Below are 12,348 nucleotides of genomic sequence, written 5' to 3'. Positions count from 1 at the left end.
GAGAGCCGATCGATTCGATGGCTTTGGGAGAATTATTAGTACAGGCAGGTTTTCGGGACGCAGTGATGTTAGACTCAGGAGCAAGCACCTCCCTCGCTTATCAAGGTCAATCGCAACTGCATTATACTCCCCGTCCCGTTCCCCACGTTGTCGCTTTATTTCCCCCCACAGAAACCTATATTGTTCCCATTAGTCATGTGGGGATTCCCTGTGTAATTTTCGCCGATTCCTGTGCTGCGGGGAGTTAGGTTAGCACTAAGCTAAGACGCATTTTAACCGCCTATCCTTAGATTAGCTGAATCTCCCCCACCCTACCCTTGCCCCCCCGACGTCGGGGCGGCAAGGGTAGGGTGTTGAATATACGGGAAAATCAAGGAAAATAAATCATGCACTTTTTCTGTCAAAATTTGTCAGGAGGAAAAAACAACTTTTCTTTTAGAAAGAGTGGATTGTCCAAAAACTTGCTCTTGCCAAATATTAACATCCTTCGACCTGATAGTTTCCAACGCCTCTTTAATCAAATTGACAGTGAAATCGGTAGTTACTAGCACTATTGTTAAAACCATAACCCCCAGTTCGTTTATAGGACATCTTTGCGAAAAAAGCTTATACTTACCAAAGATAGATTCAATGACATCGGAAGTTCCCAGAAATATCTCACCTTCTGGGATAGTAGAAGTTTGTTCTAACAAATAACGCTGTATTTTCTGGTAAATAGGGATAAGATTTTCGGGAAGGGAAGACTGGGGAAAAAGCTTATCCCATTGAGATAAAGATGTTTGAGTTAACCCCTGATGTTTGATTTGAGCTTCAAGACTTCGGGTCATAGCCAAGATGGTAGCCCAGACAGGGAGAGAATCTTGATAGTCTAGGAGCCAGTCCAACTTGTCTTGAAATCTTCTTCTACCTTTATCTGCGACCCGAAGAATGCTTTCTTTCTCTTCTTCGCTTATCGTTTCACCAAAATGCTGATATAAGGCCGAGTTTAATTTTTCTTGACTGCTATAGTTTTTCACGGGTAAAAAAGATAAGCTTTTGATTTTTTCCTGATCCAGAATCAACAACAAATCGACTAAATTGACCCTGTCTATTTCCTGGCGTTTATCAATCAAGCTAAAGTCTTGCTTTTTTTTATATTTTAAGACTTTATCTGCCCAATATATGAGACTATCTAAGTTAAAATAACGAGATTTTGTCCGTTGACAAGGCGGCATAAAAAACAATAATTCGGTTTGTTGTATCTCTTGACGACACTGATGACATTTTTTGACAAATGACTGATATTGTTCATCTTTTTCCAGTTCTGACTTTAAAATCAATGCCATCTGATGAGTTACCTCATAAGTGTGAGCAACTTCTGGATTTTTCTCCTAATATAATTGGATTCCTCTGTATAAATCCCTGCCGTGGTCGGACACTATTTGTCGAGGAGTTCCCATCTTATTTGTTACTTGTTCTAACACTGCCGCTATCAATTCTCCCTTTGTTGATGTCATAATCTCTAGTTATAGTTATTACGCTAGGGAGTAGAACGATGATCAAGGCGATATGTTTCTCTGGGTCGGAGATTATCTATCCCGATAGTGATGGTAAACCGATGGCCGATAATACCAAACAGTTTCGCTGGATTGTGACGATCAAGGAAAATCTCGAATGTTTATTCGCAGACAATGACAATGTGTTTATCGCCGGCGATCTGTTGTGGTATCCGGTCGAGGGGGATAATAAAACCTGTCAAGCGCCGGATGCTATGGTGGTGTTTGGCAGACCCAAGGGCGATCGAGGTTCCTATAAGCAATGGTTAGAAAACCAGATTGCGCCGCAGGTGGTCTTTGAAATTCTCTCTCCAGGCAACACTAAAGCGGAAATGCGCCGAAAATGGCAATTTTATCAGCGTTTTGGCGTAGAAGAATATTATCTCTATGATCCCGATGCTAATTATCTACAGGGTTGGTGGCGAAGGGGTGATCAATTGGAGATGATTCCCGCGATCGATAATTGGCAGAGTCCGCTTCTACAGATTCGTTTTCAACTGGAGAGTCCCCAGTTAGCTATTTTTTATCCCGATGGCTCGCGGTTTTTGACCACCCTAGAAATCAAGCAAAAAGCTGAATTAGCCGAACAACGAGCCAATGCCGCCGAACAGCAAGCCCAACAGGAACGTCAACGGGCCCGGGAAGCTGAGGCAAAATTAGCCTGCTTAGAGGCGCAATTACGGGCCCTGGGGATTAATCTAGAGGAAAGCTAACGAGAGGCGGGAAGGACGGGATTTAACCACTGGAGAATCTCATCTTTGAGACGGGAATTATCCCGGGCAAGTCCCTGTTTTAACCATTGGCCGATCGCATCGAGGGGAGTGAATACTTCTCCGGTTTGCCAACTGACATCTTGACTCAAGGGAGTGAGATGATTGCCCGGGAGAGTTCGCAGGGCAATTAAATCATTAAAGCGTTTTTTTAGCAGGGGATTTAATACCAGAGATTGATCGATCGTGTCGTCTTGAAAACGGATTAAAAGATTGCGACGAATGGCATAATCTTGGAAAATTAACTCGTTTGTTTCTTCGGGGGAAGGGGTAAATTCGAGGTTAAAAGTGGTGTCAATTTGCAAAGGTTCAATAAAGGGAATAGCTCGACGAATGGGATAATTATTAAAGGAAATGAGGATATTTCCCGCCCGTTCCACTTCGTAGAGACTACCGATTAATAAATGTAGTTTACACCCCATACTGTGACCCAATCCGTAGATGGGGAGATAACCTTGGGGCAGACTATGATTCCAGCGCAGACGTTCAATAATATTATCAAAACGGTTTAAAACTGTGCGGGCGATCGATTTATGATCGAGGGTATTAACAAAGGGAGTAGCAACAATAGCGTATCCTGAATTCCCAAGACTTTCTAATAACCAACGATAGGTAATATTCGGGGCCGCCGCCACAAATGCCCCCCCTAAAAAGTGAATGATACCCCGGGGACGACGGGGGAGAAAAACCCAATTACCTGCTATTTCTTGCCAATTCATAATTAGTTAGGGTTTGCTTAAAAAGTCTATTGGTGGGGTTAGGAGTCGGTCGTCGGTCGTCAGTAGCCAGTCGTTTCAGGCTTTGTTATCCTTCTTTTTGTACCAACTTATGTACTGCATCAAGAATAATGCAAGGTTTTTGAATGTCCCAATCCTATTTTCGCAGCATGAACATCGGATTTTAACAGGTCAAAAGCCTTATTTTAAAAGGGTTTTACCATTATTCAGCAAGCCCTAGTTATCAGTGAATTAATACTAAATCTGGTTATTAAAAACTGATTATTTATTTCCCCTTTTGCCTTTTGCCTGTTGCCTTTTGCCTCCCCTCTATAAGTAGCCTATACTCAACGGATTTAGTATTAGTCACTCACCAAATAAAGACTACTTCATATTATCCTAAATCCTGTTTAAAAGGGATAGGAGATTAGCCAGAGATTGGCACCGCCAGATAAGGATAACTGCTTGCCCAAGTCATCAAAAATCGGGATGAATAGTTCTAGGCCAGTTTTTTCTTAATAAAAGCCACTAATTGAGACATTTGTTTCTTCATAGTTTCCATTTCTGTTTGCATTTGGGCAATTTGGGACTGGAGAGTCTGAATATCGGTGCTATAATCCCCGGTGAGTTCCTCTAGTTTCGGGCTAAAAACTGTTGGTTTGGGGGAATATTGTTTGGCCTTAGCCCTCGCTTCTTTAATCGCTTGTACCAATTGTTTTTGGTCGAAAGGCTTCTCAATAAAGGCAAAATGCTGGAAAGGTTCGGGGATTTTCTCTACTACCTCCTCTTTCCGTCCCGACATTAACACTAGGGGGATACTTTTGAGATTATCTTCGGTTTGGATTTGCTGAAACACCTCCCAACCGCTCATTTTCGGGAGAAGGAAGTCCAAAATAATCAAATTCGGGTTTTCGGTACGGATGAGATTATAACCCTCTAATCCGTCTTTAGCTTCGAGAAATTCAAAGTTACCCTCTGGTAACATATCGCGAACGTGCATCCTGATCACTTTACTGTCATCGATAACGAGAATTTTATGATTTGACACGATAGACACCTTAGAAAAGAGACAATAGATAAACTCGATGATTCGAGGGGGTATTGGGGGAAACTTTCGAGATAGGGATTGGGGATTCCCAAAAAACCCTTAGAAACTAACATACACCATAAAGAAAAAACCTCGGTTAATGTCCGAGGCTGCTGTTGTAGGAGAACTCAATGCAAAACAAAAGGAAGATACCAAAACCAAAGAGGTTTTTATCGGTAAATCACCCTTATTGTCCCATTGTAACCCCTGTTTAAGCGTATCGGGAGGAAGTAGCACTTTTTAGGGCTAAATAACCTAAACCGAGACATAAAAGCGCATTTACGCCCAAAAATGCCTGAGCGATCGTACCAGAACCTAACCAGATCAGAGTAGGATGGATAACAGCACTGATACCTAAAGTCACCGCCATAGCTAAAGATACCCCCACCGCTAACCATTTTGCACGGGGATGACCCAAAAGCAGAGCAATCAGGACAAAGGGCAGGATAACACTGGCAAAAAGCGGATTAAGGGCAGAACTTCCCTGAATAACACCTCCTAGGTCTGAAAGAGAACTCCCCATCACTCGGAAAGGCCATTGAGGTAAATCGAAGATATAAAGACCTCTGAGGAAAAATAAGCCAGAACTGCCAAAAATTAGACCAGCATTCAAAAATCCGTTCCAGGAGAAGGGAAAATAACTTCTTAGCCACCAAGCAAGAAGATAAGAACCCAAAACCATGGCCATTTTGGGCAAAACCGCCACCGCGCCGCCATCAATCCAGAAACGGGGATTGAGATAACCGTTATCGCGCAACCAACGCCAAAAATCCCGGAAAGTAATCTGTCCTTTTAGGGCCAATTGTAGAGCATTGCCCGCGTCTAATTGTCCGGCGCCAAAATGATTAAAGGGATCATCCTTGATCTTACGGGCCGACTGTTGCAAAACCTCTAAAACTGCACTGGGTTCTTTAATTCCCGCAGCTTTGATTAAAGCTACCACCCCAGCAACGTGAGGGGCTGCCATGCTGGTTCCCTGAAAACCGAGGAACGCCGGTTCCCCCCCCTTAGCGGGATCGATGGTTTCTTGGATAATTTTACCCGTATCGGAGCCGCCGGGGGCAGCAATATCGATTCCGGCTCCGAAATTAGAATAGGGGGCCTTATTTCCGGAGGCATCTACCGCAGAAACGCCGATAACGTGCGGAAAACGGGCGGGATAGGCGGCGGAATTATCATCGGCATTACCGGCAGCGGCGACGATTACCACACCCTTACTATAGGCATATTCGATCGCCTCTTTCATTACTTGGGTTTCCCCTCCACCCCCTAAACTCATATTGATGACATCGGCTTTATTATCGACGGCAAAACGGATCGCTTCGGCAATATCTCCCACGGTTCCCCCACCCGTCCCGGAAAGCACCTTGAGGGGCATAATTTTGGCTTTGTAGGCGATGCCGGCTACCCCGTAGTTATTATTGGTCGATTGGGCAATTGTTCCCGCTACATGGGTTCCGTGACCGTTATCGTCCTCGGCATTGCTGCGATCGTTGACGAAGTCGTAGCCTTCGACAAACTCGGTTTCTCGCAGATCGGGAACTTTTGATACACCTGTATCAATAACGGCGACGGTGATCCCTTCACCGTGATTTTCTTCCCAAGCGCGTTCGATGTTAATTCCCCTCAGGTTCCACTGTTTGCTATAGTCGGGGTCATTGGGGGCGATAAAAGCATGATAAATATAATCGGGTTCGATCGATTCGGTGTATTTTTTTAGGTCGGAATTGCGGAGATTTTTCAGGAGTTTGCTATCTCCATCGATAATGTAAAGATGTTCATCGATGGAAAAAATACTATTTAAACTGGTGGTTTTTCCCGCTTTTTTGTTGATAGCATTTAACTGCTCATCGAGGACGCTGACGGGTATATCGTCTTTAAAGTCGATCAAAATTGATTGATATTCGCCACGATTTGCTAATCCAGTAAAGTTAAAGAGAGCAAATCCTAGACCGATAATGAATAGGGTTAACAATAAAAGTTTTTTCATAGATTTCCTAAGAATTGATCATTGCCAGCCAAGGTTTTTTTAGTTTTGATGAGAAAATCTGAGCGAAGTTCCCCTATTTTTGTCTCGATTGAGGAGAGGACTAACCAGTTACAAAAAAGTCACCTGTTGTTTATTTTAAGCTCGATCGCCGATCGCTGTTAATTCCCGACTGGCAAAAATAGCTTCGTAGTGGCGATAATGTTTAAATTCCAGGAGATTATAGAAAGGATCCTCCAGGAAAAAGGTTTTATGTTCGGTTATCTCCCCAGTAAAGCGAGTTTTTGGTTCTAGATAAAATTTTAGTTGATTGACTCGCGCTTGTGCGAGAAGATTGTCCCAATCGCTGGCATCCGGCAGAATTAGACCAAAATGGCGAGGATAAATGCTATTTTGGGGAGTAAGAGGCATTTCGGTGACGTGAGCGACTACCTGATGACCGGAGAAATTTAAGATAATCGCTTTCTCGGTTTCCCTTCCCGCTAAACAACCTAAACCATCACAGTAAAAGCTTTTAGCACTGGACACATCGGTAATCGGAATAGCGAGATGAAAAATTGCAGGTTGATTCATGGTGATCGATTTTATCCGCGCTCTACTAGGTTCTATTGTAGCGATCGAGGGACGACTTTTCCGAAAAATTTTTCTTGAAATTGGCAATTACCTAGGGTTGCCTGCATAAATCTAAAAAACCTTGTTGAATAATATCTTTAGGCTTTTTTGACATCAAAAAGTGCCGACTCTTAGAGTAATCGCAGGGAAATTTTAGGCACTTTTTCCCTGAAAATCGATAAAACCCCACACCCTACACCCCACACCCTACACCCCACACCCTACCTAAAGACTTTGCGCGATTCTAAAACCAGCGTGTTGATAAAAATTCCGGCGAAACCAATTGCGATAGTAGGGTAGGATTTCTGTGCCGTTAGTCACCCAAGCTCCTCCTAACATCATTTTATGTTGACTATTAAAGAAAGGAGTGGAATTGTCAGCATAGAGGTAATGGGGTTGAAAGTCAGTTAAGGGATTAAAATCATCTTCTAGCCATTCCCAGACGTTACCGCGTAAGTCATAAATTTCTGAGTTATTGCCCGTATTTTTTAACATTCCCACGGGAGTGGGAGAACAGAATTTTAAATTGAGGTTATAGTCATCAAATTTATCGTTTTCTAGGGTATAACATCGATTTTTTTGACTGCCATAGGTGACTAAATTCCACTCAGCTTCCGTCATTAAACGTATTCCTTGACCTTGAAAACGACAGTAAGCGATCGCTTCATAATAGTTCACTTCTACCGGCCAATCAAGAGGTAAATCGAGAGCATCAAACATGGCTCGATATTGATAATTTCCTCGCTCATCTACCAGCCAAAATTTAGGATATTTGACTCGATAATGATTTTTCCATTGCCAAGCTTCTTCATCCCAATAACTGGGATTTTCGTAGCCACCATTATGGACAAATTCTTTAAATTCTCCGTTGGTAATCATATATTTACTCACCAGAAAATTGTTAACTTGAACTTGGCGATAACCATACTCGTTGTCCCAACCATAAACAGGAGAATCTTGGGGTTTACCAATTTCTACTATTCCCCCAGAAACCGCCACCATTTGATTAGGACTAGCTTGACCAAAAGCAGGGGCATAATGCCAACCTGAAGGACGTTGCAGATGCTCTAAGGGCAGTTGTCTGAGTAACATTGAAGATGTTTCAAAGTGAACACGCTGATGCTCAATTCCCATCATTAATGACCAGAGAGAATGCTGAGGATGAATAGGAAGATTAAGGGGGGTATTTTTAATTATTTCGACCACAATTTCATAGACTTGTTGCCGATATTCCCAAACCTTAGCCACCCCGGGCCACTGAATATGGGCGATAGCAGAGTTTAATTCTGCGGGAGTTGCCGGATCTACTCCCACTCCAAACAATAATTCGTAGTCAGGATTAGGGCTTTTTTTTAATAGGTTAACCAGCTGCAATTTATTAAGATAAAAAGCGGCAGCATGACCTAAATAAAAAATGAGGGGATTTCTTAAATCGTCAGGGTTACAATAAAAAGCTTCTTCTTTGATGATGCTTTTTAACAGCATATCTTCTAATTGCCAAGCATTTTCAAAATAGTCCAGTAGATTTTCTCGACTACAGTTATTTAGAGATATAGGAGCCTGTGCTTGAATCTTTTCCATGTTTTTATGCCTCTATTACTGATGATAATGTTTTCGTTATTTACAGGTATAAATGACAGAGAATTAACCCGAATAAATTTTCAGGATCGGTGAAAACCCTAAGCGGTTTTAATCCCTTTGATTCTAGGTCTTTTTCCATAGTTTCTAGGTTAAATTTACGCGAAATTTCTGTCAAAATACTTTCTGATGCTTGAAAATTAACTGTTAAATCGAGTTTTTTAAGATGAACATGGTGAGTTTTTTGACAAATTAAATACATTTCAATTTGGGATTTGTCTTGATTATAGATAGCTTGATGACTAAATAAATCAAGGTTAAAATCAGCTTGAAAACGCCAATTTAAATGGGAAAGCATATTTAAATTAAAAGCTGCTGTCACCCCTTGGGCATCATTATAAGCTGCTTCTAGAATTGCCGCTGGTTTTTGGAGATCAATCCCTAATAAAAAATAATCTCCAGCTTTTAGGACAGTGGCAATTTCTTCTAAGAATTTATCACATTCAGATGCAGAAAAATTACCGATAGAACTTCCCAAGAAAAAAATCATTCTGGTATTATAGGAAGTGTTTTGATAATAAGCTAAGGCCTGTTCGTAGGTTCCAATTAACCCCTGAATGGGTAAATTAGGATATTCTTTTTGTAATTCTATGGCACTAGCTTTGAGAATAGTTTCACTAACATCGATAGGTACATATTTAGAGGATTTTTGTTGCCGATAATAAGCGTCCAATAACAGACGAGTTTTCGTGGAACTACCACTACCTAATTCTATCAATTCGCAGGGACCTGTATAGGCGACAATTTCTTGAGCATATTCTTGGAGAATAGCGGCTTCTGTCCTAGTGGGATAGTATTCTGGTAATTGACAGATTGCTTCAAAAAGTTGGGAACCTTGCCGATCATAAAAATATTTAGATGGTAAACTTTTGGGGGTTTTAGTTAATCCTTTAATCACATCTTTTCCCTCGTCTTTAACCATATTTTGACCGGTGGCAGAGGTAACTAAATACTCAATTTGTAATAGTTCTTGGTTAGGTGGGTTAAGTTGCATAGATTCTCCGATTATTCTCCAGTTTTTTGATTGTTCTCGATCAATGCCGAGGATGAAATCCACTTTGACAGCTTGAATACTGGCAGCGATTATTGTTCTTTGGTAATTTTACCACTAAAACGCCGCAAAATTTACCTCTTGTCTAGATAGACAAAGTTTATGGATGGTAAATAAAAGCTGTTAAATCCATCGAGATGGGTGCTGATATTATCCAAGCAAAATTACCGTTTCAATTAATCAGTAAAGATTGCATTTCCTCTAAGGTAAGATTTTCTTGGATATAGCGAGGATTAAGGGGATGATAAGGACTAGCAAGACGATCTATCTTAATAACTCTAGCAGTTTCAGGAATGATCGGAATATCGGGATCGTAGGGGGTGCTGCGGGTAAGGGAACTAGAAAAACCTTTAAAAATAGAGATTTCTTCCTCCTCCCCATCCACAGCAATAGTCACTAATAAAACCTCTTGGGGATTTTTGAGGGTGTATTGTTCGAGTTGTTTACCAATATTCATAGAAAAATGGCTAATTATCGATAGCTAAAGACCTCCTATTGTAAAGCTGAACGTCCCTGTTTGCCAAGGCGAATAAGAAGAAAATGGGCAAAATAGAGAGTATAAAAAGAGAGACCAACTAAACCAAAAAAGCCCAAAACATTAGCGGTAGCTTCTGAATGAAAAATCTCGCGAAACTGCCAAGGTGCTTCCTGCCAAACTTGACAATAGGGAGAATTTAGCAATTCCCCTGACATAGCACAGGAGAGAAAAGGTAAGGTAGAAATTGCGCCCAAAGGACAATAAATCGTTACTGCCCAACGCCAAGCAGTGGTGACAAATTTAATTGGACTGGAGGGTAAATCTTTAATTTCATCGTTAATGTCCACCCAAAACCAGAGGGAAATCGGGATTAAAATCTTAGCTAAAAAACTGGTAACAAAACCAATCGGCCAGGAAGCGATCATTAAATATACAGTAATTAATAAAAGACTAGCCACTCGCCAATAGATAATCAACAATTTTTGTAATGATTCGATTTTTGCAAATAAAGACCAAATTAACAAAATTGCCGGAATAATCACCGTAAATAGGACGGCTAAACGATAATCTATCCAAACGAGAGGACGAAACCAAAGTTGATTCATAAACTATTCAGACATAATTACACTGTCAATATTTTACTGTCTTCGGACGCAGGAGCCAAAATCGGCCACAGCTTGACCAACAAACAAAAAAACGAGGGGCGATCCCTTTATAGCTGAGATCGCCCTAAAGCTAGGATTCTACTGTGAGGAGAGAAAAAACCGCTGCCTGACTGCATTAATCTTCATAAATGCGACACTCGGCGGCATCGGGATTAGAATCACAATAATTTTCGAAGTAGGTTTTTTGGGGGTGGTCCTGACGTTGGTGAGCGGCTTCTGCTTGTAATTCTTCCACCGCATCCCAAGCGGCGGCGCATTCGCCAGAGGTGGCACCTTCCGTACTACAGACGGCTCTGGCGTTTTCTAGCTCTTCTTGAATTTTATCTTGGATATTGCTCATGATTCCTCTGGAATTGATCTATTGACACTCTAACAATTATACAGTCACCTTCTCAAGCCACAGGATCGGTTATCCCACTCGATCGCCTTTCCTGTGCTATGAAGCCGATCCTAGCGCAATTTTTGGGGAATTTAACATCAAGATTTCCTGACTGGGCCAATTTTTAGCCTACATTCCGCACTGGAGAAATGCCAGAGGGATTTCTCCCCGGCATAGACAGCGAGCAGAACCATATATCGACTTATTTAGGCCGTCTTACACCAAATCCGTTTTTAATAGTCTGATTAACTGCCAAGTTATCGATTGTTTTTCCACGCTCCAGTGCTTTGGCACTCACCTACTCTCCTATACCTTTTACACAGGATTTAGTATCATTCTAGGGACTAGGGGAAAAAGACTGTTTTGCTGGCAATAGTCAGCATTCCTGTCACCAAAATGCCGACAATGCTAAGGAATCCAATGGTGGTAATGTTGACTCGTGCGTTGAGATCGTCAACCCGCTTTTCTAGTCCCGTAACTTTGGCATCTAAGGCCTTAATATCCCCTTTAATTTCTCCTAAACTGTTCTCGATCGCCTTCTGTCCATTTTCTAGGTTTGTCAGTCGGGACTCGATCGCTGTTAGTCGGGATTCGATCGCTTTCTGTCCGCTAACGATTAAATCTTCTAACCTTTTCAGATCATTCTCGGTAACTGCTGTCATCAGTGACAATCCTCTTAAAGTTGAATTTTTCCTAGTCTCCTAATCAATACTCTATCAATATTTTCTCGGTCGGGGACTCTTTCAAACAGTAATTCACAAAAATCAGATTCCCTACTGAGAGAGCCTAGTGATCCCGTCAAAACCGAAACATTTTTTGATTCGGTTACGGGGACAGCAGCACGGGCATTTATGGCTGTATAATTCCCGTTGATATTATTAGTAATAAAATCTGGGTGCAGCAGGACGGCACGGCAGCAGCGATCGCTGATAAATTGGTAGCTAGGGGAGTCCCCAAACAAGACATCGTTTTAGCTTACCATGGGCCCCCTGTGCGACAATATACCGAGTTTGCCCTTGGCTAAAACCATTAATTGATGACCTTGCCCATACAAGTTTTACCCCAAGACGTAATCGATTTAATTGCCGCAGGAGAGGTAATCGACTCTTTAGGCGCTGTGGTGCGAGAATTAGTCGAAAATGCCATTGATGCGGGGGCAGATAGGATTACCATCGATATATCTCCCCAAAACTGGCGAATACAAGTATCGGATAACGGCAGGGGAATGTCTAGAGAAGATTTGCAACTGTGTAGCTATGCCCACAGTACCAGCAAAATCCGCCAACGGGACGATCTTTGGCAGATTACCAGTCTCGGATTCCGTGGTGAAGCTTTGCACAGTATCGCACAGGTGGCGCATCTGCGGGTTGCCAGTCGCCATGACGATGATTTAGGTTGTTATTGTCTTTACAATCACCAAGGCGAGCCGG

14 protein-coding genes and 1 pseudogene are annotated in these 12,348 nt (G+C 42.0%); 4 read left to right on the top strand and 11 right to left on the bottom strand.

Annotated features, from left to right (window positions below; all coding sequences use genetic code 11):
* A pseudogene (locus PX481_RS00990) lies at nt 1-248 on the top strand (polysaccharide deacetylase family protein); the annotation flags it as partial.
* 162 nt (nt 249-410) lie between these two features.
* Here the strand turns inward: PX481_RS00990 and PX481_RS00985 are convergent.
* The gene (locus PX481_RS00985) at nt 411-1,325 is read right to left on the bottom strand and encodes a hypothetical protein (protein WP_288026317.1); all 915 of its coding nucleotides are present in this window, start codon (nt 1,323-1,325) and stop codon (nt 411-413) included.
* Nucleotides 1,326-1,534: 209 nt separating this feature from the next.
* Here PX481_RS00985 and PX481_RS00980 point away from each other — a divergent pair, with 209 nt between their 5' ends.
* Entirely contained in the window at nt 1,535-2,248 is a 714-nt protein-coding gene (locus PX481_RS00980; RefSeq protein ID WP_002758144.1) for a Uma2 family endonuclease, read from the top strand.
* Here the strand turns inward: PX481_RS00980 and PX481_RS00975 are convergent.
* From PX481_RS00975 to PX481_RS00930, 10 genes are all read right to left on the bottom strand, one after another.
* A complete protein-coding gene (locus tag PX481_RS00975; protein WP_002758145.1) occupies nt 2,245-3,024 on the bottom strand; it encodes a DUF1350 family protein in 780 nt (259 codons plus the stop codon). The genes PX481_RS00980 and PX481_RS00975 overlap by 4 nt on opposite strands.
* A 496-nt stretch (nt 3,025-3,520) precedes the next feature.
* The gene (locus tag PX481_RS00970) at nt 3,521-4,069 is read right to left on the bottom strand and encodes a response regulator (protein ID WP_002758146.1); all 549 of its coding nucleotides are present in this window, start codon (nt 4,067-4,069) and stop codon (nt 3,521-3,523) included.
* A 250-nt stretch (nt 4,070-4,319) separates the two neighbouring features.
* Complete coding sequence (locus PX481_RS00965; protein WP_288093183.1) at nt 4,320-6,098, bottom strand: S8 family peptidase; 1,779 nt, start codon at nt 6,096-6,098, stop codon at nt 4,320-4,322.
* Nucleotides 6,099-6,233: 135 nt separating this feature from the next.
* Nucleotides 6,234-6,668, bottom strand: coding sequence for a VOC family protein (locus tag PX481_RS00960; protein WP_288093189.1), 435 nt, complete (start codon nt 6,666-6,668; stop codon nt 6,234-6,236).
* 264 nt (nt 6,669-6,932) lie between these two features.
* Nucleotides 6,933-8,288 (bottom strand): 5-histidylcysteine sulfoxide synthase, encoded by a 1,356-nt coding sequence (gene ovoA / locus PX481_RS00955; protein WP_288093180.1) that lies wholly within the window; start codon nt 8,286-8,288, stop codon nt 6,933-6,935.
* Nucleotides 8,289-8,328: 40 nt separating this feature from the next.
* A complete protein-coding gene (gene egtD, locus PX481_RS00950; protein ID WP_288093177.1) occupies nt 8,329-9,339 on the bottom strand; it encodes an L-histidine N(alpha)-methyltransferase in 1,011 nt (336 codons plus the stop codon).
* A 229-nt stretch (nt 9,340-9,568) separates the two neighbouring features.
* A complete protein-coding gene (locus PX481_RS00945; protein WP_004159286.1) occupies nt 9,569-9,853 on the bottom strand; it encodes a DUF7734 family protein in 285 nt (94 codons plus the stop codon).
* A 35-nt stretch (nt 9,854-9,888) separates the two neighbouring features.
* Nucleotides 9,889-10,479, bottom strand: a complete 591-nt coding sequence (locus PX481_RS00940) for a DUF3177 family protein (RefSeq protein ID WP_004162903.1) — start codon at nt 10,477-10,479, stop codon at nt 9,889-9,891.
* Nucleotides 10,480-10,654: 175 nt separating this feature from the next.
* Entirely contained in the window at nt 10,655-10,879 is a 225-nt protein-coding gene (locus tag PX481_RS00935) for a Calvin cycle protein CP12 (RefSeq protein WP_002781201.1), read from the bottom strand.
* Nucleotides 10,880-11,262: 383 nt separating this feature from the next.
* Nucleotides 11,263-11,580: a DUF4164 domain-containing protein gene (locus PX481_RS00930; protein WP_125730659.1), complete on the bottom strand. Its 318-nt coding sequence runs from the start codon at nt 11,578-11,580 to the stop codon at nt 11,263-11,265.
* A 233-nt stretch (nt 11,581-11,813) separates the two neighbouring features.
* On the opposite strand from PX481_RS00930, the gene PX481_RS00925 reads away from it, so the two are divergent.
* Both PX481_RS00925 and mutL read left to right on the top strand, forming a co-directional pair.
* On the top strand, nt 11,814-11,942 hold the full coding sequence (locus PX481_RS00925; RefSeq protein WP_004159297.1) for an element excision factor XisI family protein: 129 nt from the start codon (nt 11,814-11,816) through the stop codon (nt 11,940-11,942).
* A gap of 12 nt (nt 11,943-11,954) precedes the next feature.
* A partial coding sequence (mutL, locus tag PX481_RS00920) for a DNA mismatch repair endonuclease MutL (protein WP_288093170.1) occupies nt 11,955-12,348 on the top strand: 394 nt, incomplete at its 3' end.

The sequence above is a fragment of the Microcystis sp. M53603_WE2 genome, assembly GCF_030065435.1.
This window is presented reverse-complemented; position numbering and strand designations above follow the sequence as displayed.

Bases quoted from the DNA above. Each gene is read 5' to 3' on its own strand.
- PX481_RS00985 (WP_288026317.1), bottom strand. From the start codon at position 1,325: ATGGCATTGATTTTAAAGTCAGAACTGGAAAAAGATGAACAATATCAG.
- PX481_RS00980 (WP_002758144.1), top strand. From the start codon at position 1,535: ATGATCAAGGCGATATGTTTCTCTGGGTCGGAGATTATCTATCCCGAT.
- PX481_RS00975 (WP_002758145.1), bottom strand. From the start codon at position 3,024: ATGAATTGGCAAGAAATAGCAGGTAATTGGGTTTTTCTCCCCCGTCGT.
- PX481_RS00965 (WP_288093183.1), bottom strand. From the start codon at position 6,098: ATGAAAAAACTTTTATTGTTAACCCTATTCATTATCGGTCTAGGATTT.
- PX481_RS00960 (WP_288093189.1), bottom strand. From the start codon at position 6,668: ATGAATCAACCTGCAATTTTTCATCTCGCTATTCCGATTACCGATGTG.
- ovoA (WP_288093180.1), bottom strand. From the start codon at position 8,288: ATGGAAAAGATTCAAGCACAGGCTCCTATATCTCTAAATAACTGTAGT.
- egtD (WP_288093177.1), bottom strand. From the start codon at position 9,339: ATGCAACTTAACCCACCTAACCAAGAACTATTACAAATTGAGTATTTA.
- PX481_RS00945 (WP_004159286.1), bottom strand. From the start codon at position 9,853: ATGAATATTGGTAAACAACTCGAACAATACACCCTCAAAAATCCCCAA.
- PX481_RS00940 (WP_004162903.1), bottom strand. From the start codon at position 10,479: ATGAATCAACTTTGGTTTCGTCCTCTCGTTTGGATAGATTATCGTTTA.
- PX481_RS00935 (WP_002781201.1), bottom strand. From the start codon at position 10,879: ATGAGCAATATCCAAGATAAAATTCAAGAAGAGCTAGAAAACGCCAGA.
- PX481_RS00930 (WP_125730659.1), bottom strand. From the start codon at position 11,580: ATGACAGCAGTTACCGAGAATGATCTGAAAAGGTTAGAAGATTTAATC.